The 21,783-nt window shown below is 66.4% G+C and carries 24 protein-coding genes, 1 tRNA gene and 2 pseudogenes; 15 read left to right on the forward strand and 12 right to left on the reverse strand.

Annotation, left to right across the window (positions count from 1 at the left end; genetic code table 11):
- Positions 1 to 75: 75 nt before the first annotated feature.
- Both PARHAE_RS12610 and PARHAE_RS12615 read right to left on the reverse strand, forming a co-directional pair.
- Positions 76 to 606 carry an IS630 family transposase gene (locus PARHAE_RS12610; RefSeq protein WP_126154961.1) on the reverse strand — a complete coding sequence of 177 codons (531 nt, stop codon included), beginning with the start codon at positions 604 to 606 and terminating at the stop codon, positions 76 to 78.
- 198 nt (positions 607 to 804) lie between these two features.
- Entirely contained in the window at positions 805 to 2,019 is a 1,215-nt protein-coding gene (locus PARHAE_RS12615; protein ID WP_126154962.1) for an IS256 family transposase, read from the reverse strand.
- 84 nt (positions 2,020 to 2,103) lie between these two features.
- Between PARHAE_RS12615 and PARHAE_RS12620 the strand changes: the two genes are divergently transcribed.
- The 5 genes and pseudogenes from PARHAE_RS12620 (at position 2,104) to PARHAE_RS12640 (ending at position 6,045) form a co-directional block, all read left to right on the forward strand.
- Complete coding sequence (locus tag PARHAE_RS12620) at positions 2,104 to 3,669, forward strand: ABC transporter ATP-binding protein (protein ID WP_241232797.1); 1,566 nt, start codon at positions 2,104 to 2,106, stop codon at positions 3,667 to 3,669.
- On the forward strand, positions 3,666 to 4,607 hold the full coding sequence (locus PARHAE_RS12625; RefSeq protein ID WP_126154964.1) for a 2-hydroxyacid dehydrogenase: 942 nt from the start codon (positions 3,666 to 3,668) through the stop codon (positions 4,605 to 4,607). Before PARHAE_RS12620 ends, PARHAE_RS12625 begins: the two co-directional genes overlap by 4 nt.
- A 26-nt stretch (positions 4,608 to 4,633) precedes the next feature.
- Positions 4,634 to 5,278: an HpcH/HpaI aldolase family protein gene (locus PARHAE_RS22135; RefSeq protein ID WP_420899406.1), complete on the forward strand. Its 645-nt coding sequence runs from the start codon at positions 4,634 to 4,636 to the stop codon at positions 5,276 to 5,278.
- A pseudogene (locus PARHAE_RS22255) lies at positions 5,223 to 5,426 on the forward strand (hypothetical protein); the annotation flags it as partial. The gene PARHAE_RS22135 and the pseudogene PARHAE_RS22255, both read left to right, overlap by 56 nt.
- Positions 5,427 to 5,481: 55 nt before the next feature.
- A complete protein-coding gene (locus PARHAE_RS12640; protein ID WP_206436960.1) occupies positions 5,482 to 6,045 on the forward strand; it encodes a hypothetical protein in 564 nt (187 codons plus the stop codon).
- A 186-nt stretch (positions 6,046 to 6,231) separates the two neighbouring features.
- Here the strand turns inward: PARHAE_RS12640 and PARHAE_RS12645 are convergent.
- Positions 6,232 to 7,032, reverse strand: a pseudogene (locus PARHAE_RS12645) (IS5 family transposase).
- Between the two features lie 113 nt (positions 7,033 to 7,145).
- Here PARHAE_RS12645 and PARHAE_RS12650 point away from each other — a divergent pair.
- From PARHAE_RS12650 to PARHAE_RS21120, 3 genes are read left to right on the forward strand one after another with little or no spacing between them, the layout of a single operon-like run.
- The gene (locus PARHAE_RS12650; protein WP_206436946.1) at positions 7,146 to 7,439 is read left to right on the forward strand and encodes a hypothetical protein; all 294 of its coding nucleotides are present in this window, start codon (positions 7,146 to 7,148) and stop codon (positions 7,437 to 7,439) included.
- Positions 7,436 to 7,831 carry a relaxase/mobilization nuclease domain-containing protein gene (locus PARHAE_RS12655; protein ID WP_206436947.1) on the forward strand — a complete coding sequence of 132 codons (396 nt, stop codon included), beginning with the start codon at positions 7,436 to 7,438 and terminating at the stop codon, positions 7,829 to 7,831. The genes PARHAE_RS12650 and PARHAE_RS12655 overlap by 4 nt, the downstream gene beginning before the upstream one ends.
- Before the next feature lie 36 nt (positions 7,832 to 7,867).
- Entirely contained in the window at positions 7,868 to 8,074 is a 207-nt protein-coding gene (locus PARHAE_RS21120; RefSeq protein WP_164555240.1) for a hypothetical protein, read from the forward strand.
- Between the two features lie 148 nt (positions 8,075 to 8,222).
- On the opposite strand, the gene PARHAE_RS12660 is transcribed toward PARHAE_RS21120, so the two are convergent.
- The 4 genes from PARHAE_RS12660 to PARHAE_RS12675 form a co-directional block, all read right to left on the reverse strand.
- Positions 8,223 to 8,299: transfer RNA gene (locus PARHAE_RS12660), tRNA-Arg, on the reverse strand.
- 60 nt (positions 8,300 to 8,359) lie between these two features.
- Positions 8,360 to 9,382, reverse strand: a complete 1,023-nt coding sequence (locus PARHAE_RS12665; protein ID WP_126154965.1) for a hypothetical protein — start codon at positions 9,380 to 9,382, stop codon at positions 8,360 to 8,362.
- Between the two features lie 71 nt (positions 9,383 to 9,453).
- Positions 9,454 to 10,362 (reverse strand): RNA polymerase sigma factor RpoH, encoded by a 909-nt coding sequence (rpoH, locus tag PARHAE_RS12670; RefSeq protein WP_126154966.1) that lies wholly within the window; start codon positions 10,360 to 10,362, stop codon positions 9,454 to 9,456.
- A 147-nt stretch (positions 10,363 to 10,509) separates the two neighbouring features.
- The gene (locus tag PARHAE_RS12675) at positions 10,510 to 11,532 is read right to left on the reverse strand and encodes an RluA family pseudouridine synthase (protein WP_126154967.1); all 1,023 of its coding nucleotides are present in this window, start codon (positions 11,530 to 11,532) and stop codon (positions 10,510 to 10,512) included.
- Between PARHAE_RS12675 and PARHAE_RS12680 the strand changes: the two genes are divergently transcribed.
- Positions 11,531 to 11,836 (forward strand): DUF6476 family protein, encoded by a 306-nt coding sequence (locus tag PARHAE_RS12680; protein WP_126154968.1) that lies wholly within the window; start codon positions 11,531 to 11,533, stop codon positions 11,834 to 11,836. The genes PARHAE_RS12675 and PARHAE_RS12680 overlap by 2 nt on opposite strands.
- On the opposite strand, the gene PARHAE_RS12685 is transcribed toward PARHAE_RS12680, so the two are convergent.
- Entirely contained in the window at positions 11,827 to 12,075 is a 249-nt protein-coding gene (locus PARHAE_RS12685; RefSeq protein ID WP_126154969.1) for an accessory factor UbiK family protein, read from the reverse strand. The genes PARHAE_RS12680 and PARHAE_RS12685 overlap by 10 nt on opposite strands.
- A gap of 161 nt (positions 12,076 to 12,236) precedes the next feature.
- Between PARHAE_RS12685 and lgt the strand changes: the two genes are divergently transcribed.
- Genes lgt through dacB form a run of 5 tightly spaced genes read left to right on the forward strand, consistent with a single transcriptional unit; the run spans position 12,237 to position 16,872 of the window.
- Positions 12,237 to 13,121, forward strand: a complete 885-nt coding sequence (gene lgt, locus PARHAE_RS12690; RefSeq protein ID WP_126154970.1) for a prolipoprotein diacylglyceryl transferase — start codon at positions 12,237 to 12,239, stop codon at positions 13,119 to 13,121.
- Complete coding sequence (locus tag PARHAE_RS12695; protein WP_126154971.1) at positions 13,118 to 14,176, forward strand: class I SAM-dependent methyltransferase; 1,059 nt, start codon at positions 13,118 to 13,120, stop codon at positions 14,174 to 14,176. The genes lgt and PARHAE_RS12695 overlap by 4 nt, the downstream gene beginning before the upstream one ends.
- Positions 14,160 to 14,924, forward strand: coding sequence for a peptidoglycan editing factor PgeF (gene pgeF, locus PARHAE_RS12700; RefSeq protein WP_126154972.1), 765 nt, complete (start codon positions 14,160 to 14,162; stop codon positions 14,922 to 14,924). Before PARHAE_RS12695 ends, pgeF begins: the two co-directional genes overlap by 17 nt.
- Before the next feature lie 32 nt (positions 14,925 to 14,956).
- Positions 14,957 to 15,514 (forward strand): nicotinate-nucleotide adenylyltransferase, encoded by a 558-nt coding sequence (locus tag PARHAE_RS12705; RefSeq protein ID WP_241232800.1) that lies wholly within the window; start codon positions 14,957 to 14,959, stop codon positions 15,512 to 15,514.
- Positions 15,514 to 16,872, forward strand: a complete 1,359-nt coding sequence (dacB, locus tag PARHAE_RS12710) for a D-alanyl-D-alanine carboxypeptidase/D-alanyl-D-alanine endopeptidase (protein ID WP_126155147.1) — start codon at positions 15,514 to 15,516, stop codon at positions 16,870 to 16,872. Before PARHAE_RS12705 ends, dacB begins: the two co-directional genes overlap by 1 nt.
- Positions 16,873 to 16,875: 3 nt before the next feature.
- Here dacB and PARHAE_RS12715 read toward each other — a convergent pair whose 3' ends face one another.
- Entirely contained in the window at positions 16,876 to 17,298 is a 423-nt protein-coding gene (locus tag PARHAE_RS12715) for a tellurite resistance TerB family protein (protein ID WP_126154973.1), read from the reverse strand.
- A 96-nt stretch (positions 17,299 to 17,394) separates the two neighbouring features.
- Between PARHAE_RS12715 and PARHAE_RS12720 the strand changes: the two genes are divergently transcribed.
- On the forward strand, positions 17,395 to 18,978 hold the full coding sequence (locus PARHAE_RS12720; RefSeq protein WP_126154974.1) for a lysine--tRNA ligase: 1,584 nt from the start codon (positions 17,395 to 17,397) through the stop codon (positions 18,976 to 18,978).
- Positions 18,979 to 19,033: 55 nt separating this feature from the next.
- Here the strand turns inward: PARHAE_RS12720 and recR are convergent, their stop codons facing one another.
- The 3 genes from recR to PARHAE_RS12735 are packed head-to-tail and all read right to left on the reverse strand — an operon-like array spanning position 19,034 to position 21,768.
- A complete protein-coding gene (recR, locus tag PARHAE_RS12725) occupies positions 19,034 to 19,633 on the reverse strand; it encodes a recombination mediator RecR (RefSeq protein WP_126154975.1) in 600 nt (199 codons plus the stop codon).
- Between the two features lie 14 nt (positions 19,634 to 19,647).
- Positions 19,648 to 19,992 (reverse strand): YbaB/EbfC family nucleoid-associated protein, encoded by a 345-nt coding sequence (locus PARHAE_RS12730; protein ID WP_126154976.1) that lies wholly within the window; start codon positions 19,990 to 19,992, stop codon positions 19,648 to 19,650.
- A 3-nt stretch (positions 19,993 to 19,995) separates the two neighbouring features.
- Complete coding sequence (locus PARHAE_RS12735; RefSeq protein WP_126154977.1) at positions 19,996 to 21,768, reverse strand: DNA polymerase III subunit gamma/tau; 1,773 nt, start codon at positions 21,766 to 21,768, stop codon at positions 19,996 to 19,998.
- Positions 21,769 to 21,783: the final 15 nt, after the last annotated feature.

A 21,783-nucleotide genomic window follows, 5' to 3' on the forward strand; every position in this document is an offset into this window, starting at 1 on the left:
CAAAAGAACTTTCCCGCGAACAGGCCCCCGATGCACCTGTCTTCGGTGGAAAATCCGGGCTAGAGCGCGTTGCGTTTAATCGGTTTCATATCCGGCGGCTTTGAAGAAATTGTAGCATTCCTCATCGGTGAAAAGATCGCAGACCTGCCCGACAGCGTGCCAGAGAGCCTCGTAGGTTCGCGCGGCGGCTCTCCGGATTAGGGCCTTGAGCTTTGCGAAGGCCATCTCGATCGGGTTCAGATCCGGACTGTAGGGAGGCAAGAACAAGAACCACGCGCCAACGGCGTTCATGGTCGCCGCTGCCTTGGGGCTCTTATGCGATGACAGGTTGTCCAGAATGATCACATCGCCGGGTCGCAGTGTCGGGGCCAGTTGGGTTTCGACATAGAGTTCGAACAGTTCGCGGTTCATGGCACCATTGATTACCCAGGGCGCATCCAGACGGTCATGGCGCAGGGCAGCGATGAAGGTCTGGGTGTTCCAGGGGCCGAAGGGCGCATGGTCCACAAGGCGCGCGCCTTTTGGAGACCATCCGGTGGTCTTGGCCATGCTCGTCTTCAGCGACGTCTCGTCGATGAAACCGAGGCGCGTCAACGCGCTGCGCATGAACGGCTGGCGTCGTGTGATCCAGATATGGCGTGCCTGCCGGATCTCAGGCCGCTTCTGCTCGAGGGCTTGCAGGTCTTTTTTTGTGTGTCAGCCCAAGACCGCGCAAAAACCGCCAAACCGAGACACGGTGAATGGCGATGCCGGGGAGTGTCCTGAACTTTGTGTATCTGACCGGCTCCATGCGGTTTCAGATACTCAAGCGTCGAAGCGCTCGCCGAACATTATGGCGAACTGGTTGCGGGCCGCAAACCATTCCCGGACGTTTCGGCCGTCTTTCTCGAAGCTGCGGATGGCCAGGTAGATCAGCTTTGTCGCCGCTTCGTCTGTGGGGAATGACCCTCGGGTCTTGATCGACTTGCGGATGACCCGGTTCAAACTTTCTATGGCATTGGTGGTGTAGATGATCTTGCGGATCGCCGGATCGAAGGCAAAGAACGGGATCACCTCGGCCCATGCTCGTCGCCAGGCTGGGGCGATGGACGCGTATTTCCCGGCCCATTTCTCCTCAAAGGCATCGAGTTCGGCCTCGGCCATTGCGGCGGTTGGGGCGCTGTAAATCCGGCGCAGATCGGCAGCCACAGCCTTGCGGTCCTTCCAGGAGCAGAAGCTCAGGCTATGGCGGACCAGATGCACGATGCAGGTCTGGACCATGGCCTCGGGAAAGGCGGCGGTGATGGCCTCAGGAAAGCCCTTCAGCCCGTCGACGACCCCGATCAGGATGTCCTGCAGCCCTCGGTTCTTCAGCTCGTTCATCACCGCCAGCCAGAACTTGGCGCCCTCGTTTTCGGCGATCCAAAGGCCCAGGACCTCGCGCAGGCCGTCACGGGTCACGCCAAGGGCGATGTAGACGGCCTTGTTCTTGACCGTGCGGCTGTCGGCATCGCGGATCTTCACCCGCAGTGCATCAAAGATCACGATCGGATACATCCGGTCCAGTGCCCGGCCTTGCCATTCCCGAACCTCGTCCGGAACCGCGTCAGTGACGCGGCTGATCAGGTCGGGGGAGACCTTCAGGCCGTAAAGATCGAGCAGATGCGCCTGGATGTCGCGCACCGTCAGCCCGGCGGCATAGAGCCCGATGATCCTGTCATCCATGCCATCAATGCGGGTCTGGCCCTTCTTCACCAGCTCCGGCTCGAAGCTGCTGTCGCGGTCACGAGGCACAGCCACCGGCAGTTCGCCGTCCTGGCCCTTCAGCACCTTCGTCGACGAGCCGTTGCGCCGGTTCGCCTGGCCGGGCGGTGCTTCCTTGCCTTCCTCATAGCCCAAATGCGCGGTCAGCTCCGCGCCCAGCATCCGCTCCATGAGCCGGATCTTCAGCTCCTTCATCAGCCCGGCATCGCCGAGCAGATCCTCAGGGCGCTCAATACCCTTCAGCAGTTCATCCAGAAGTTCCTTGGAGATCGTCATGCATGCTTCCTTTCGGTGAAGCATGGACCGGACCACTCATACACAGAAGATCGGACACTCTCGGGGATGCAGACCTTTATCCCCTTGTCTTTCAAAACCTCTCAGAACGTCAGCTGGTATCTGGACCGGGGCGAGACGCTGGCGATCCTGGGCGAAAGCGGATCGGGCAAGTCGGTGTCGGCATCGGCGGTCATGAACCTGATCGACATGCCGCCGGGCAGGATCACGTCGGGGCAGATCCTGCTGAACGGGCGGGACATGCTGGCGATGACGGCGGAACAGCGCCGCCAGATCAACGGCTGCACCATCGCGATGATCTTCCAGGATCCGCTGGCGCATCTGAACCCGGTCTATACCGTCGGCTGGCAGATCGCCGAGATGGTCACGACCCATGGCGGCAGCCGCGACAAGGCGCAGGCCCGCGCGCTGGAGTTGCTGCGCCGCGTCGGCGTCCCGGAACCCGAGGCGGCGATGCGGAAATATCCGCACCAGTTCTCGGGCGGGCAGCGCCAGCGGCTGATGATCGCCATGGCGCTGGCCTGCAAGCCCGACATCCTGATCGCGGACGAACCGACCACGGCGCTGGATGTGACCGTGCAGGCCCAGGTGCTGGACCTGCTGGAGGAGTTGCAGCGCGAAACCGGCATGGGCCTGCTGCTCATCACCCACGACCTGGGCGTGGTGGCCGAGATCGCCGACCGCGTGGTGGTGATGAACGGCGGCCGGATCGTCGAGACCGGCGACGCCGCCGAGGTTTACCGCAATCCCCTGCACCCCTATACCCGCAAGCTGATCGACGCCGCACCGGGCAAGGGCGCGATGCCCGACGAACGGGACCGGACCGGGCAACCGCTTCTGCGGGCGGAACGGCTGACGAAATCCTACGGGGCCTTCCAGGCGCTGAAGGGTGTCGATCTGACCATCATGCCGGGCGAGACCGTCGCGGTCGTGGGCGAAAGCGGTTCGGGCAAATCGACGCTGGCCCGCGCGATCCTGCGGCTGGACGACCCGGACGGGGGCCGGATCCTGTATCGCGGCGAAGACCTGATGGCGATGGCGCCGCGCCGGTTGTTCGGGCTGCGGCGCGATCTTCAGATGGTGTTCCAGGAACCGACGCAATCGCTGAACCCGCGCATGACGGTGTTCCAGCTGATCTCGGAAGCCTGGGTGATCCATCCCGCCATCCTGCCAAAGGGACAATGGCGCGACCGCGTGGCCGAGCTTCTGGTCAAGGTCGGCTTGAAACCCGAGATGGCCGCCCGCTATCCGCACCAGTTTTCCGGCGGACAGCGCCAGCGGATCGCCATCGCGCGCGCCCTGGCGATGGAGCCGAAGCTGATCGTCTGCGACGAGGCGGTCTCGGCGCTCGACGTGTCGATCCAGGCGCAGGTGATCGAACTGCTGGACGGGTTGCGGCGCGAATTCGGCCTGTCCTACCTGTTCATCGCCCATGACCTGCCGGTGGTGCGCGATTTCGCGGATCGCGTGGTGGTCATGAAATTCGGTGAGATCGTCGAGGAAGGCCCGGTGCGCCGGATCTTCGACGCGCCGCGCCACCCCTATACGCGGGCGCTGCTCTCGGCCAGTCTGGACCCCGACCCGGCGGTGCAGGCCGCCCGCCGCGCCGCCCGCCACCTGGAGACCGCATGAAGCCTCACGTCCTTGTCGCCTATCCCCTGCGCCCCCGCTTCATGGAGAAACTGGAGGCGCGCTATACCCTGCACCGGCTGGACCAGGCCACGGACAGGGACGCGGTGCTGGCGAAGGCCGGGCCGGTCTGCACGGCCATGGTCGTGAACGGGCATGTCGCGGTCGATGCGGCGATGCTGGACCGGCTGCCCGCGCTGCGGCTGGCGGCCTGTTCCTCGGCAGGCTTCGACCTGATGGACCTGGAGGCCATGACGCGCCGGGGGATCACGCTGACCAACACTTCGGTTGCGCTTGTCGATGACGTGGCCGACACGGCGGTCCTTCTGATGCTGGCCGCGCGGCGGCGGCTGGTCGAGGCCGACGCCTATGTCCGGTCGGGCGACTGGGGCCGGCAGGGGATGTTCCCGCTGACGAGCTCGGTCGCGGGCAAGCGCGCGGGGATCGTGGGGCTTGGCAATATCGGCCTGGCCATCGCCCGGCGCTGCGAGGCCATGGGGCTGGCGGTCGGCTATTCGGGCCGCAATCCGAAGCCGGGTGTCGGCTACGATTATTTCGCCGACCCGGCGGCCTTGGCGGAATGGGCCGACATCCTGCTTGTCGCGACGCCGGGCGGGGCGGGAACCACGGGCCTTGTCTCGGCGGCTGTCCTGGAGGCCCTGGGACCGGCGGGCACGCTGATCAACGTCGCGCGCGGCTCGGTCGTGGACGAGGCGGCGCTGATCGCCGCCCTGCGCGAAGGACGCATCGCCGGGGCGGGACTGGACGTGTTCCTGAACGAGCCCCATCCTGACCCGGCGCTGACGGCGCTGCCCAATGTCACGCTCTATCCCCACCACGCCAGCGGGACCGAGGAAACCCGCGACCGCATGGCGCAACTGACGCTGGACAACCTGGATGCCTTCTTCGCGGGCAGGCCGCTGCTGACGCCGGTCAACTGAAGGCGGGCGCGGAGGAAAGGACTTCAATGAAGCCCAATCGCATTCGGGAAATCTGGACAAAGGGCGGCTGCGCGCTGAACGCCTTCCTCTCCATCCCAAGCCCCTTCGTGGCGGAAGTTATGGCGGCGCAGGGCTATGACGGGCTGATCGTCGATCTCCAGCATGGCGTCACCGACTATATGGCGGCTGTCGGGATGTTTCAGACCATGTGGGGCAATCTGGCGAATGATCTCGACGGTCATCGCATACTTCTCCTTTTCTGCTGCCTCCCGCAGCATGTTGCCGAGAGTGCGATACTCTGCCTCGGAAAGCCTGCGCTTGCGGACATTGTCCTTCGGCTTTTTGATGCCATGCGCTGGGTTGCGATCGATGATGCCGGCATCGAGGGCTTAGGAAAGGATGCCGCCAGGAAGACCTACCGTGCGTGTCGCCGTACCGGCGCCGCCCCGCACGATGGCCTTCCCGCGCAGCTTCTTCGTCTTGACCGACACGCGGGTCTTACCGGCCATGATGTCCTTCAGGACCTTGTTGATGTCAGCTTTCGTCAGATCCTTCACCCGCCGCGCGCCGATCAACGGGATGATGTGGCGTTCGATGCGGCCTGTGTCGGTAACGATGGTGGTCGTTTTCTTGGGGCGACCGCCTTTGGCCGAGGATCAGGCCTGCATTGAGATCCTTGAGATAGAGCGTGCACAACTCCTTGACCGTCATGACCTTGTGATCGAGCTGCCGTTCTTCGGAAGGATTGTCGCCACCAGCGTCAGGCACCTCGTCGCCTATGCCGATGCTCTGGCGCCTGAAACGGGCCAGCCAGTCACCGAACCGACGAAGCTGATCGTCCCGATGCTGGAACGCTTCGTTGCGACCGCTCCCGATGGACAAACTAGACCATCTTGTCGCCGATCACATCGGGGATCGCCTGCTCCAGCCCAAACGGCTGGAAACCATCCTCGCCAGCATCATCGACCGGCGGCAGGAACGCGCCGAGCGCCGCCGCAAGCACCTTGCCGAGCTAAACCGGCGAATCACGGACGCCGACCAGCGGCTCGGCCGTCTCTTTGACGCTATCGAAGCGGGTATGGCGGGCAAGGACGACGCCATGGCGAAGGAACGCGTGGTGAGCCTCAAGGCGTTGCGGGATCAAGCCGCCGCCGACGCCGAGCGCACGCAGCCCGCGCTCGACAGTTCAGGCAATCAGGGCATCAGCCCTGACATGCTCAAGGGGTTTGCCCTTAAGGCCCGTGAACGGATACGCCTCGACGATGGAGGCTACCGCCGCGACCACCTACGTGCGTTGGCGCAGCGTGTCGAGGTAGCGGACGACGAGGTTCGCATCATGGGATCGAAGTCAGAGGTGCTGCGAACGCTGGTCGCCGCTTCTAGCGTAGAAACGGCGGCGCTCGGCGTTCAGAGTTCTGTTCTTAAATGGCGCGCTTAGAGGGAAAAATATCTAACTCCCTCTTTGAAATCCTAGAGGACTGGGAACGCCATCTCGCACATAAGGATCGTGACGATCTGAGGGTGCGACGATGACCAGCCCGCACCATGATTTTAACGATGTCGCGGCGAAGAAAGCGCCAAAATATCTCCCGCCGTTTTCGCTGCACCTAGGCGGCGTCTTCATTTAAGCGACCCAAGCCATAGCGCAGGCGAGATCGACGAAGGCTTTGAAGGACGAGACGGTCTTCTCGCAGCGGAGCGCGATGCGACGGAACCGTTTGATGCGGTTGAAGAAGCATTCGACCAGATGGCGCTCCTTATAGAGTTCCCGGTCGAGTGGCCGGTTCCCGGCGCGGCTGCGGTTGCGCTTGATCTGGGCCCTTGCCCGCAGGTCGTCGGCGATGAGGCGGCGGAGCGCATCGGTGTCGTATCCGGCATCGGCGATGACATGGCCGACGCCCGCCAGGTCTCGGATCAGCCCCTCGGCCTGCGGGCTGTCGGCCCAATGGCCGGGCGTGATCGCGAACCGCACCGGCAGGCCGAGAGCGTCCACCGCCGCATGGATCTTGGTCGTCAGCCCGCCGCGGGAGCGGCCGATGGCGTGAGCCTCAAGCCCCTTTTTGCGAGCTTGCATCGGCATGGACCTTGGAGATGGTGGCATCAATCAGCACGTATTCAAAGTCCGGATCGGCGCTCAACTCCTTGAAAAGGCCCTCCCATACCCCGGCGCGCGACCAGCGGCGGAAGCGGGTGTAGACCGTTCTGCGCTGCAAACGATCCACTGGATCGTTTGCTTTACGCTTGAACTCCAGTGCCCCAGTTCCGGCGGCAGGTCGCGCCAGGGAGAGGCGCTTCGTGCCAGCCACAGCACCGCGTCGAGGAACAGCCGGTTGTCGGCACCGCTGCGGCCCCGATCACCGGCCTTGCCGGGCAACAGCGGCCCGATCCGTTCCCATTGCCCGTCAGTCAGCGTTCGTCTGCTCAAGATCGCCTCCGTTTTCGATCTTGAATCAGAACTTACGCAATATGGGTATCCTTAAATGAAGACGCCCTCTAGCCGTCGAGGAACGGGCGCGGCTGGAACGGGATGCGGCGGGGATGTCGCTGGGGGCCTATATCCGCTCCCGGCTGTTTGGGGATGACGTGCCGCCCCGCCGGACGCAGGGCAAGTTTCCGGTCAAGGACAAGGCCGCGCTGGCGAAGGTGCTGGCGGTGCTTGGCGCGTCCCGCCTGTCGCAGAACATCAACCAGCTTGCCCGCGCCGTGAATATCGGCGCGTTGCCCGTCACGCCGGAAACCGATGCCGAACTGCGGGATGCCTGCCGCGCGGTGATGGACATGCGCGACGAACTGCTACGAGCGCTTGGAAAGATGCCGGGGGCTGCGCCATGATCCTGAAAGCCTCCGAACGCAAGAACGCCGCCGAACTCGCCCGGCATCTGATTAACCCCCGCGACAACGATCATGTGGAGTTGCATGAGATTCGCGGCTTCCTGTCGGGTGATCTGGCGGGGGCGCTGATGGAAGTGGATGCAGTTTCGCAAGGGACGCGCTGCCGGAACTTCCTGTTCTCGCTCAGCCTGAACCCGCCAGAGAAGGAAATCGTGTCGGTCGAGGCGTTCGAGGCCGCCGTGGAAATGGCCGAACAGCGGCTGGGGCTGGACGGCCAGCCCCGCGCCATCGTCTTCCATGAAAAGGACGGACGGCGACACGCCCATGCGATCTGGTCGCGGATCGACGCGGATATCGAAGGCTACAGCCCGCCAGCTTCACCCCGCCCATGATTGGAGCAATGCCATGATTTTGCATAATAATACTAAATGTTGTATACTAAAGATTGGATCGAAATGCGTAACCCCGCGCGATCCGCGGGGGATATTGCCGCATACGAAAGAAAGATCGCCCAGCTTGAGCGGGACAAGGTGATCGCAGAGGAACGGCTCGCCAATTGCGGCAAGCCCAAGCACACCTTGGAGGAGTCGTTAGAACTCGCCCTGACGTTCCTGTCAAGGCCCTGGAAAATATAGAGAAATAGCGGATTGCCGTGGAAAAGGACGGTGCTTCGGCTGGCCTTTTCGGAGCCTGCATCCTACTGCCGGGATCAGGGACTTCGAACCCTCAAAACATCCTTACCGTTCAAAGCTTTAGGGTATTTTTCAGGGGATAAAAATGAAATGGCGCACCCGAAGGGATTCGAACCCCTGGCCTCTGCCTTCGGAGGGCAGCGCTCTATCCAGCTGAGCTACGGGTGCCTGGGGCCGTGAATAGCCGTAGCGGGGGCGGGGCGCAACGGCGAAAACGATGCGGTGGTCTCAGCCGGCGCAGATCTGTTGCAGGGCCAGCCATTGTTCGTCGGTCAGCAGCGCGCGGGCGGGGGGGGCGTTGCGGAAGGGATCGCCCTCGATCAGCGGCAGGACCGTTTGGCCGGTGGGGTCCAGGGTACGCGCATAGGGTTCGGCCGGGATGCCGCGTTCGGTCAGGGAGGACAACAGGTCGGCGTCGGTGGGCCGGGGCGGCGGGGCCGAGAGCATCATGGCGCCGAAGCCGCGCATGGCGTCCTGGGGCAGGTGGCCCAGCGTCATCAGCCGCAAGGAGGCCAGCAGCCCGGCGTGACGGGCGGCGTTCTGGCGGAGATCCTCGTCTCGGGTGGCAAGGCGGGCGGCGATCAGGTGGGCGGCGGCGGATTCGGGTCCGGACGCGGTTCGCAGAAGGTCGCTGCCGATCACATAGATGTCCCCCGGAAGGCGGCGGGCGCCGCCGATCGGGCCTGGAACCACGCGGATCGCGGCGTCGGGCCCGAGAAGTTGCGGCGCCAGCCAGTCCAGCACCGCCTGGCCGGATTCGCGCCTGCACACCGCGCCCGATCCCTGTTCCAGATCGGCCAGGATCGCCCAGCCCATATCGCGGGCCTGGGCGGGCGGCGCGATGCGGGCAGCATGGGCGACCAAGGCGCCGGGCAGCCAGAAGACCAGCCCGCCCAGCACCGCCAGGATCGCCAGGACCAGCAACCCGCTGCGCAGCCGTCCGCTGTGGGCGCGGTGGCTGGCGACGGCGCCCTGAACGCGGGCGATCGCCTGGATCATCAGGGGATCGTCGATGGCGACGGTTTCATCCTCGCTGCCGAGGCCGGGGGCATAGACCGCGGGCAGGGCGCCGGGGTTCAGCTGGATCACGGCCGGCAGGGACCAGTGCGACAGGGGCCGGTCAGTCCGGGGATCGGACAGGACCAGCGTCGCTTCGCCCACCGAAACGATCACCTCGCGCAAGGGCGCATCCGGGGCTGCGCGCCACGAGCCCTGGGCCTCGAGCCGTTGAAAGTCCGTAAGCGCGGTCATCGGGTCCGGTCTGCCATCCTCAAGCCGACCATAGCGCGCGCCGATGGCAGGTCAATTGCGCCCCGCCTGGGTCAGGTTGCGCTTTCAGGCACCTTCATGCCCTTGTCGCGGGCAAGGACGCGCATCCGGTCCTGCAGCTTTTCGAAGGCCCGGACCTCGATCTGGCGGATGCGTTCGCGCGAGACGTCATAACGGGCCGACAGATCCTCCAGCGTCAGGGGATCGTCGCGCAGGCGGCGCTCGATCAGGATGTCCTTTTCGCGGTCGTTCAGCACGTCCATCGCGGCCAGCAGCATCTGGCGGCGGGTGTCCAGTTCCTCTGACTCGGCATAGGCTTCGGCCTGGTTGGCATCCTCATCCTCCAGCCAGTCCTGCCACTGGGACGCCGAATCCCCCTCGCCGCTGCCCACGGTCGCATTCAGGGACGCGTCCCCGCCTGACAGGCGGCGGTTCATGTCGATGACTTCTTGTTCCGTCACGTTCAGGTCGTTGGCGATCTGGGCGACGTTTTCGGGACGCAGGTCGCCTTCCTCAAGCGCGCCGATGCGAGACTTTGCCTTGCGCAGGTTGAAGAACAGCTTTTTCTGCGCGCTGGTGGTGCCCATCTTCACCAGCGACCAGGACCGCAGGATATATTCCTGGATCGAGGCGCGGATCCACCACATCGCATAGGTCGCAAGTCGGAATCCCCGTTCCGGGTCGAACCGCTTGACGGCCTGCATCAGGCCGACATTCGCCTCGGAGATGACTTCGGCCTGGGGCAGGCCATAGCCGCGGTAGCCCATGGCGATCTTGGCGGCCAAGCGCAGGTGCGACGTGACCAGCTTGTGCGCGGCCTCGCTGTCCTGGTGGTCGGCCCAGGCCTTGGCCAGCATGTATTCCTCTTCCGGCTGCAACAGCGGGAACTTGCGGATTTCCTGCAGATAGCGGTTCAGCCCCTGTTCGGGGCTGGGGGCGGGAAGATTTCCGTAATTCGCCATGGTTCTGGCCTTTCGCAAGTATCCGGGGAACGCAACCTGCGCGGCAGCGGTTCCGGCGGAACCGTCGCCACGCATGGCCCGGCAGGGATCGGGATCATTCTGACGGGTAATCGTAAACAGGTAAGGGGCGGATCCTTCACGTTTCTGTCAAGGCGACCCCCGCAGCATGTCCAGCAGCGCCTGCATGTCGGCCGGCAGGGGACTGTCGAAGGACTGCGCCTCGCCCGTCACCGGGTGATCGAAACCCAGATGTGCCGCGTGTAGGGCCTGGCGCGGAAAGGCCGATACCACCTCTGCCGCCGGGCCGAGCGCCTTGGCCGAAGCGCGACGCGCACCCCCATAGACCGGATCGCCGATCAGCCCCAGCCCGGCATGGGCCATGTGGACGCGAATCTGATGGGTGCGCCCGGTCTCCAACCTGCATTCGACCAGCATCGCCACGGGCGGCCGGCCGAAGCGTTCCAGCATCCGTGCCCGCGTTACCGCATGACGGCCCTTGTCGAAGAACACCGCCTGCCGCTGCCGGTCCGTCGCGTGCCGGGTCAGGCGCGAGGTGATCTTCAGCACCGCGCCGTCTTCGAAGCTGACGCCCGGCGTGCCGCGCAGGCGCGGGTCGGCGCCGTCGATCACGCCGTGGGCCAGCGCCAGGTACCGGCGCTGCGCGGTATGGGCTTCGAACTGCGCGGCAAGGCCGTGATGCGCGCGGTCGGATTTCGCCACCACCAGCAGGCCCGAGGTGTCCTTGTCGATCCGATGCACGATGCCGGGACGCTTTTCCCCGCCGATCCCCGACAGCGAATCGCCGCAATGGGCCAGCAGGGCGTTGACCAGGGTGCCCCGTGGCGAACCGGGGGCAGGGTGGACGACCATCCCGGCGGGCTTGTCGATGACGATCAGGTCGTCGTCCTCGAAGACGATGGCCAGCGGGATCGCCTCGGGTCGGGTTTCGACGGGTTCCGGGTCCGGGATGCTGATGCTGTAATCCTGCCCCTCGGCCACGCGGGCTTTGCCGTCGCGGATCACGCCATCGGGACCGCTGACCGCGCCATCCGCGATCAGCCGCGCCAGCCGCGAGCGCGACAGCGCCGCGGCCTCTGGCACCGCAAGGGCAAGCGCCTTATCAAGCCGGTCGGGCGGATTGGCCGGGATGGTCACGACAAGGTTCGACATGGATCACGATGATAGCGACTGGAAAAGGGCGGCGAAAGCGGTGCCGGAACTGCGGCTGCTGCGCTGGCTGGTGACGGGGCTGGCCCTGGTGATGGGCCTGGGCATGATCGCCCTGGTCGCGCTGCTGTGGATGCGCCTGGGCCAGCCGGTGCTGCCGGACCTGCCCGACGCGATCGCCTTGCCCGCCGGGTCAAGGGCCAATGCCGTGACCTTCGCCCGCGACTGGATCGTCGTCGTGACCGACGCGGGCGAGGTGCTGCTGTATGACCGCTCCGGCGCGCTGAGGGACCGGGTTCAGCCCTGACGCCCGGCTTCCAGCTTGTCCAGCCTGGCCTTCAGCTCGGCATTCTCGGTCCGGGCCTTGATGGCCATGTCGCGCACGGCGTCGAACTCTTCGCGGGTCACGAAATCGCGATCCGCCAGCCAGCGGTCGATCCAGCCCTTCATGGCCGTTTCCGCCTCGGACCGGGCGCCCTGGGCCACGCCCATGGCATTGGTCATCAGCTTCGAGATGTCGTCAAAGAACTTGTTTTGCGTGGTCATTTGGCCTTCGCCCCCGATAGATGCTTGGCGTCCTATATGGGCCGGGCGGCGCGGGGGTTCAATGCGCGCCATGCCGCATCCGCGCCGCGACGCCGCCCGGCCCGCTGTTGACACCGCGCCCCGGCTGGCTAGCGTGCCCGCCGCAACCGCCCCGAGGCCCCATGATCCCGTTTCCCAATATCTCGCCCGAGATCTTCACAATTCATCTGGGCGGGCTGACCCTGTCGCTGCGCTGGTATGCGCTGGCCTATCTGGCCGGGCTGCTGATCGGCTGGCGGGTCGTCGCCGCCATGATGCGCCGCGACGCCCTGTGGGGCGACCATGCGCCGATGCGGGCCGACCGGGTGGACGACCTGCTGACCTGGGTGATCCTGGGGGTGATCCTGGGCGGGCGGCTGGGCTTCGTGCTGTTCTATGAACCCGGCTTCTATCTGTCCAACCCGGCCGAGATCATCAAGGTCTGGCAAGGCGGCATGAGCTTTCATGGCGGCTTCGCGGGCGTCATCGTCGCCACCTGGGCCTTCTGCCGTGCCAATGGCATCCCGGCGCTGCGGCTGGCCGACGCCTTGGCCGTGGCCGCGCCCATCGGGCTGTTCTTCGGGCGCATCGCGAACTTCATCAATGCCGAATTGTGGGGCCGTCCCACCGACCTGCCCTGGGGCGTGATCTTTCCGGGCGAGGCCGCGCAGACCTGTCCCGGCGTGCTCGGCCCCTGCGCCCGCCATCCCAGCCAGCTTTACGAGGCGGGGCTGGAGGGGCTGCTGCTGGGCCTGGTCCTGCTGGCCCTGGTCCGGGCGGGCGGGCTGCGCCGTCCGGGGCTGGCCTTCGGCGTCTTCCTGGCCGGATACGGGCTGGCGCGCATGTTCGTGGAACTGTTCCGCGTCGCGGACGCGCAGTTCATCACCCCCGATAACCCGCTGGGCCATGTGATCGGCGGGCCTGTCGTGGGGCTGACCATGGGCCAGCTTCTGTCGCTGCCGATGGTGCTGATCGGGCTGTTCTTCATCTGGCGCGCCCGCAGCCGTCCGGCGGCGGCCGCCGCATGACGGCTCTGGCCCGGATCATCGCGGCGCGGATCCGTGCGACCGGGCCGATAACGCTGGCTGATTACATGGAGATCTGCCTGCTGCATCCCCGGCATGGCTATTACGCGACGCGCGATCCCTTCGGCGCAGCGGGCGATTTCACCACGGCGCCGGAAATCCATCAGATGTTCGGGGAACTGTGCGGTCTGGCGCTGGCGCAGGCCTGGATGGACCAGGGCAGCCCCGCGCCCGTCACGCTGGCCGAGCCCGGACCTGGGCGCGGCACGCTGATGGCCGACATGCTGCGCGCGATCCGCGTGGCGCCAGGCATGGCGGATGCCGCCCAAGTCGCGCTGATCGAGGCGTCGCCGCATCTGCGACGGATGCAGCAGGCGCGTCTGGGCCATGTCCAGCACCTCGATTCTGTCGAGGAATTGCCAGACAATCCCTTGTTCCTGATGGCAAATGAATTTTTTGATGCCCTGCCGGTCCGCCAATATCAGCATACGGACGACGGCTGGGCCGAACGGATGATCGGCTTGTCGGACGAGGGGCTGCAATTCGGCCTCGGCCTGCCGGTGGATCTGCCGCGCCCTGGCAAGCCCGGCGACGTGGTCGAGGAATGCCCCGCCGCCGTCGCCATCACGGAAACCATCGCCCGCCGCATCGCCGCTCGGGGCGGGGCGGCGATCTTCGTCGATTACGGCGGCTGGAACGGCTATGGCGACACTTTCCAGGCGCTGCGCAACCATGCCCCCGAGGATCCTCTGGCAAATCCGGGCGAGGCCGACCTGACCGCCCATGTCGATTTCGCGCCCCTTGCGGCGGCGGCGATCCGGGCCGGGGCGGTGGCTTCGGCGCCGGTTCCGCAGGGCGACTGGCTGCTGTCGCTGGGGGCTGCCCAGCGGGCGGAACGGCTGGCAGCCGCTGGGGACGGGGGCGCGATGGCGGCGCTTCGGCGCTTGACCCACCCGGAAGAAATGGGTCACCTGTTCAAGGCGATGGCCATCTGGCCGAAAGGGGCGCCCCCGGTGCCCGGATTTGCTGCGCTGAGGCTTCATGCAGACCACGCTTGAGATTCTGACACATCCCTTGCTGCGCCCGGTCAGGCACGGGTTCTTCACCCGCAAGGGCGGCGCGTCCTCGGGGCTGTTCTCGGGGCTGAACTGCGGTCGCCGGTCCACCGATCAGGCCGAGATGGTCGTCCTGAACCGCGGCCGCGTCGCCACGGCCATGGGTGTTCCCGCCGGGGCGCTGGCCACGGTCAAGCAGGTCCATTCCGCCGATGTGGTCACGCTGACCGACGACAGCGACATCCCCACCGTCGCGAATACCGAGGCCGACGGCATCGTCACCGCCCGTCGCGGCGTCGCCCTGGCCGTGCTGACCGCCGATTGCCAGCCGATCCTGCTGGCGGACCCGGATGCCGGGGTGATCGGCGCCTGTCACGCGGGCTGGCGCGGCGCGCTGGACGGCATCATCGAAGCGACGGTCCAGGCCATGCGCGCCCTGGGCGCCACCCGGATCCGCGCCGTGATCGGCCCGACGATCAGCCAGCGCGCCTATGAGGTCGGGCCGGATTTCATGGACAGCTTCCTGGCCGATGATCCCGGCCACAGCCGCTTTTTCAGCGGCGGCCCGAACGGACGGCCGATGTTCGACCTGCCGTCCTTTGGCCTGATGCGCCTGGGCGATGCCGGGGTGGACGCGGAATGGTCCGGGCATTGCACCTATTCCGATCCCGACAAATTCTTCAGCTATCGCCGCGCCACGCATGAAGGCGAGGCCGATTATGGCAGGCTGATCTCGGCCATCACGCTTTGATCCGGGCAGGGCTTCCCCCTGCGCTGCCGGGGATGCGCATCGGGCTGTTGGGAGGATCCTTCGATCCCGCCCATGACGGCCATGTCGCCATCACCCAGGCCGCGATGCGCCGCTTTCGGCTGGACCGGATTTGGTGGCTGGTCTCGCCAGGCAATCCGTTGAAGGCGCGGGGGCCTGCGCCGATGGCGGACCGCATCGCCCAGGCGCGGCGCCTGCAAACGGACCCGCGCGTGATCGTGACCGACATCGAACAGCGGCTGGGCACTCGGATGACGGCCGACACCATCGCGGCGCTGAAGCACGTCTATCCGGGTGTTCGCTTCGTCTGGCTGATGGGATCGGACAATCTGGTGCAGTTCCACCGCTGGGACCGCTGGCGGTCGATCGCGGCGGCGGTGCCCATCGGCGTCCTGGCCCGGCCGGGCACGCGCACGCTGGCGCGCCACTCGGTCGCCGCGCAGATCATGGCGCAGGCGCGCCTGCCGCAATCGCTGGCGGGATCGCTGGCCTTCCGCGCGCCGCCCGCCTGGGTGCTGGTGAACCTGCCCATGTCGCGCCAGTCCTCGACCGCGCTGCGGGGCGGGCGGTGATGCGCCGCCGCGCGCTGCTGGCGGGCCTTGCCGCCCTGCCCACGGCGTCCTGGGGCCGCCCGCCCGCGAAGCCCGCCTTTGCCGCCGGACCGCTGGTCAGGGCGGCGGGGCTGCCGGGCATCGTCGCCTATGCCCGTCTGGATGCGGATGGCGGGGTGCTGGCCGACGCGGCCTTGGCCGCCGCGCCAATGATGCCTGCCAGCACGCTGAAGGCGGTGACGGCGCTTTATGCGTTGGACCGGCTGGGCTGGGACCGCCGCTTCACGACGCGGGTGATCCGGGCAGGCGACATGCTGGTCCTGGCCGGGGGCGGCGATCCGCTGCTGTCCACCGACGACCTGGCCCGGCTTGCGGCCGATCTTGCCGCAACCGGACAGCCCGCGCCCGCGCGTTTCGCCGTCTGGGGCGGCGCGTTGCCGCAGATCCCGGAAATCGCGCCGGGGCAGGCCGATCATCTGGCCTATAATCCGGCACTGTCCGGGATGATTCTGAACTTCAACCGCGTGCATCTGGGGTGGCGGCAGGGCGGAACGCAGATGTCGCTGGAGGCGCGGGCCGCCAGCCATTCGCCGCGCGCCTATACGATCACCGCCGCGCCCGCCGATCAGCCCGACCTGTTCGCCTGGCGCCAGGACGGCCCCCGCGAAAGCTGGACCGTCGCGCGCAGCGCCATGGCCCGTCCCGGCAGCCGCTGGCTGCCCGTCCGCAAGCCGGAACTCTATGCCGGCGACGTGTTCCAGACGCTGTGCCGCGCGAAGGGGCTGGTCCTGCCCGCGCCATCGGTCATCCGCGACCTGCCCATGGGCGAGACGCTGGCCAGCCATGCAAGCCCGCCGCTGGAGCAAATCCTGCGCGGAATGCTGCATTTCTCGACCAACCTGACGGCCGAGGTGGTGGGCCTGCACGCCAGCGGCGCTGCCGACCCGGCGGCATCCGCCCGCGCCATGCAGGACTGGTTGACGGCGCAGGGGCAGGGGCGCGACTTCCTGCTGGCCGATCATTCGGGCTTGTCGCCCGAAAGCCGGGTTACGGCCGAAGGCATGGTGTGGCTGCTGGCCGGTCCGGGTATGGCGGCGGGCCTGCCCGGCCTTCTCAAGAAGAACCCGCTGGACGAGGATCTGGGCCGCGACCCCGCGCAGGCCGCCCGGATCCGCGCCAAGACCGGGACGCTGAATTTCGTGTCGAACCTTGCCGGCTATCTGGACCGCGCGGACGGTCGGCAATCGGCCTTTGCGATCCTGACCGCAGACCCCGCGCGCCAGGCGGCGACGGCTGGGCAGGAACTGCCGCCGGGGGTGCTGGCCTGGACGCGCGACGCCAGGCGGCTTCAGCGGGATGTGCTGGCGATCTGGTCCTGACGACTACAACACGCGGTGGCGCACCTGGGCCGACAGTTCGATCGCGGCGGCGTGCAGCCGGGGGATGTTCAACTGGTGCCGGATCTCGGCCAGCATCGCCACTTCGCCTTCATACAGCTGGCCGTCGGCCGCGCCCACGTCGCAGGCCAGGGCATAGGCGGTCTCGTACAGCTTTTCGGGCAACGCGTCGCGGACCAGGCCGAACAGGGCGTCGATGCCGTCCTCATGCTCGAACAGGCTGATGACCGTCTGGCTGATCGCGCGGATCCGGTCCTCGTCATAGGCGGCGAAGACCGGGGCGTGATCGACGTTGCGCTGGATCGCCACCAGTTCCGAGGTGCGATAGGTCTGGCCCGAGGCCAGCACCGCCACCATGACCGCCACCAAGGCATCGCAGGGCGAGAACGAGGGCAGGTCGATGGTCATGGCGGATCCTTGTGGCAAGCCGGTTCCGGTGCAAATTATTGACCATTCGGGCGGCTTTCAATAAGGCGTCAAGGTCTTGGAACAGGAGAAGACGCGATGACCACCCTGCGCGACGCCGCGATGCAATCGAAGGCTTGGCCGTTCGAGGAGGCGCGCCAGGTGCTGAAACGCTATGAAAAGAAGGATCCCGAAAAGGGTTATGTCCTGTTCGAGACGGGCTATGGCCCCTCGGGCCTGCCGCATATCGGCACCTTCGGGGAAGTCGCGCGGACCACGATGATCCGCCGCGCCTTCGAAATCATCAGCGACATCCCGACCCGGCTGTTCTGCTTTTCCGACGACATGGACGGGATGCGCAAGGTTCCCGAAAACGTCCCGAACCAGGACATGCTGCGCCGGCACTTGCAGGAACCGCTGACGACCGTGCCCGATCCCTTCGGCGAATATGACAGCTTCGGCGGCCATAACAATGCCATGCTGCGCCGCTTCCTGGACACGTTCGGCTTCGAATACGAATTCATCAGCGCGACCGAGTTCTATAAATCCGGCCGCTTCGACGACACGCTGCGGCTTGCCGCCGAACGTTACGACGCGATCATGGAGGTGATGCTGGCATCCCTGCGCGAGGAACGCCAGCAGACCTATAGCTGCTTCCTGCCGATCAGCCCCAAGACCGGCAAGGTGCTGTATGTGCCGATCAAGCATGTCGATGCGAAGAACGGCACGATCACCTTCGACGACGAGGACGGGCAGGAACTGACCCTGCCGGTCACGGGCGGGCAGGTGAAGCTGCAATGGAAGCCCGATTTCGGCGCCCGCTGGGCCGCGCTGGACGTGGATTTCGAGATGTACGGCAAGGATCACAGCACCAACACGCCGATCTATGACGGCATCTGCGAGATCCTGGGCGGGCGCGCTCCTGCGCATTTCACCTATGAGCTGTTCCTGGACCAGCACGGCCAGAAGATCAGCAAGTCCAAGGGCAACGGGCTGTCCATCGACGAATGGCTGACCTATGCGGCGACCGAAAGCCTGTCCTATTTCATGTATCAGAAGCCCAAGACCGCCAAGCGGATGTATTTCGACGTGATCCCCAAGGCGGTCGATGAATATCACCAGCAGTTGCGCGCCTACCCGGATCAGACGGTCGACCAGCAACTGGCGAACCCGGTCTGGCATATCCACGGCGGCGATGTGCCCGCCACCGACATGGTGGTGCCGTTCCAGATGTTGCTGAACCTGGCATCCGTCGCGGGGGCCAAGGACAAGGACGGGCTGTGGGGCTTCATCCGCCGCTATGCGCCCGAGGCCAGCCCCGAGACGCATCCGGGGCTGGATCAGGCGGCGGGCTTTGCCGTGCGCTATTTCACCGATTTTGTGGCGCCCACCCGCCAGTTCCGCGCGCCGACCGAGATCGAGCGCCGCGCGATGGAGGATCTGGCGGGCCGTCTGGCTGCATGGGACCAGCCCGCCGACCCCGAGGCGCTGCAATCCATGGTCTTCGCCATCGGCAAGGATCATGGTTTCGAGCCGCTGCGCGACTGGTTCGGGGCGCTGTATCAGGTGCTTCTGGGCGCCGATCAGGGTCCGCGCTTCGGCGGCTTCATCGCGCTTTACGGCATCGATGAGACCCGCGCGTTGATCGAGAAGGCCTTGGCCGGGGAATTGGCAGGGGCGTGACGATGGTGTTGCGCTGACTGGCGAAGGGGCGGCCTTCGCCAGCTAAAACCTTGCTCTAAAGCCGCCGCCGCGCGCGCAGTGCCGCGCTGATCGTGCCGTCGTCGAGGTAATCCAGCTCTCCGCCGATCGGCACGCCCTGCGCCAAGCCTGTCACGGCCGTGCCTGTATCAGCCAAGGCGTCGGCGATGTAATGCGCGGTGGTCTGGCCGTCCACCGTGGCGTTCAGCGCCAGGATCACCTCGCGGATCTTCTCGCGGTCCACCCGGTCGATCAGGGACGGGATGCCCAGGTCGTCGGGGCCGATCTCATCCAGCGCCGACAGCGTGCCGCCCAACACGTGATAGCGCCCGCCGAAGGCGCGGCCCCGCTCCATCGCCCACAGGTCGGCCACGTCCTGAACCACGCAGATCTCTCCGGTGGCGCGGGCCGGATCGGTGCAGATCCCGCATTCGTCGCGGTCGGTGATATTGCCGCAGGTCACGCATTCGCGGGAATTGACGGCGACCCGTTCCAGCAGCCCGGCCAGTTGCGACATCTGCCCGCTGCGCTTGCGGATCAGGTGCAGCACGATCCGCCGGGCCGAGCGCGGCCCAAGCCCCGGCAACCGCGCCATCAGCGCGACAAGCGCCTGAATGTCGTCGCCGTCGCCCGTCATCTTCCGGCGGCCATTCAGAAGGGCAGCTTCATGTCGGCGGGCAGGCCCAGTTCCTGGCTGATGCGGGCCATTTCGGACTGCATTTTGTCCTGCGCCTTGCGCTGCGCGTCCTTGATGGCGGCCAGGATCAGATCCTCGACCACCTCTTTTTCAGAAGGCACGAAGATCGACGGGTCGATGTCCAGAGCCGTCAATTCGCCCTTGGCAGTGGCGGTCGCGCGGACCAGACCCGCGCCGGATTCGCCGGTCACGGTGATGGTGTCCAGGTCGGCCTGCATCTTCTGCATCCGGTCCTGCATGTCCTTCGCGGCCTTCATCATCTTGGCCATGTCGCCAAAACCGCCCAAACCCTTGATCATCGCTTATTCCTCGTCCTCGAAGGGATCCCATTCCTCGACCTCGGCCACCGGACCCTGGGTCAGGTCGTGCGGGTTCGCCGCGCCTTCCGCCAGTTCGACGGCTTCGGCCACGACGGGTGCGTGGCGCACCTGCTTCAGCCGGGCGCCCGGAAAGGCCGCCAGCACCTGCTGCACGATGGGCAGTTGCAGGGCGCGGGCCTCGCGTTCCCGCCGTTCGGCCGCATGCTGTTCGGCGATGGTCGGCGCGCCGCCCGTATTCGTGACGGTGACGGCCCAGCGTTGCCCGCCGGTCCAGCCGCGCAGCCTTTCGGCCAGTTTCTGCGCCAGATCGCGCGGGGCGTCCGCGCGCGGCTCGAACTCGATCCGTCCGGGGCTATAGCGGACCAGCCCGACATGGCGCTCCACCTGCACCAGCAGCAGCATGTCGCCCATCCGCCGGATCAGTTCCAGGACCGAGGCGAAGTCGGGATAGGCCGCGAAGGCGTCCGGGCTGACCGCCAGGGCCGTCGCGGCCCCCGAGGCCTGGGCGATCACCGGGGCGGGGCGGGACGCGCGGGGCGCCTGCGAGGGCGCCGCCGGGGCGCCTGTCCGCGCGAAATCGCCCGCCGCCTGCGCCTGCTGGACGCGGCGGATCAGCGCCTCGGGGTCGGGCAGGTCGGCCACATGGGTCAGGCGGATCACCGCCATTTCCGCAGCCATCATCGCGTTGGGCGCGGCGGACACTTCTTCCAGCGCCTTCAGCAGCATCTGCCACAGCCGGGTCAGCACCCGCATCGCCAGCTTTCCGGCCAGTTCCTTGCCGCGCAGCCGTTCGTCCGGCGCGATGGTCGGATCATCGCCCGCGTCCGGCGTGATCTTCACGACCGAGATCCAATGCGTGATCTCGGCCAGGTCGCGCAGCACGGCCACCGGATCGGCGCCGTCGGCATATTGCGATTGCAGTTCGGTCAGGGCGGCGGCCGCATCGCCGCGCAGGATCATCTCGAACAGGTCGATGACGCGGCCCCGGTCGGCCAGCCCCAGCATGGCGCGGACCTGTTCCGCCGTGGTTTCCCCCGCGCCATGGCTGATCGCCTGATCCAGCAGGCTGGTCGCGTCGCGGGCCGATCCTTCCGCCGCGCGGGTGATCAGCGCCAGCGCGTCGTCGGTGATCTGCGCGCCTTCCGCCGTAGCAATGCGGCGCAGCAGGGCGATCATCACCTCGGGCTCGATCCGGCGCAGGTCGAACCGCTGGCAGCGCGACAGGACCGTGACGGGAACCTTGCGGATTTCCGTGGTGGCGAAGATGAATTTCACATGGGGGGGCGGTTCCTCAAGCGTCTTCAGCAGCGCGTTGAAGGCGCTTGTGGACAGCATGTGAACTTCGTCGATGATATAGATCTTGTAGCGCGCCGAGGCCGCGCGATAGTGGACGGATTCGATGATCTCGCGGATGTCGCCCACGCCGGTGCGGGATGCCGCGTCCATTTCCAGCACGTCGACATGGCAGCCCTCGCTGATCGCCACGCAATGCTCGCAGACGCCGCAGGGTTCGGTCGTGGGGCCGCCCTGGCCATCGGGGCCGATGCAGTTCATGCCTTTGGCGATGATCCGCGCAGTGGTGGTCTTGCCGGTGCCGCGAATGCCGGTCATCACGAAGGCTTGGGCGATCCGGTCGGCGGCGAAGGCGTTCTTCAGCGTGCGCACCATCGCGTCCTGGCCGACCAGGTCGGCAAAGGTCTCGGGCCGGTATTTGCGGGCCAAGACCTGATAGGTCGGCGCGGCGTCCTGGGGCATCGTGGGGTCCGTCAA

This window comes from Paracoccus haematequi, from assembly GCF_900631945.1.
GTDB lineage: Bacteria > Pseudomonadota > Alphaproteobacteria > Rhodobacterales > Rhodobacteraceae > Paracoccus > Paracoccus haematequi_A.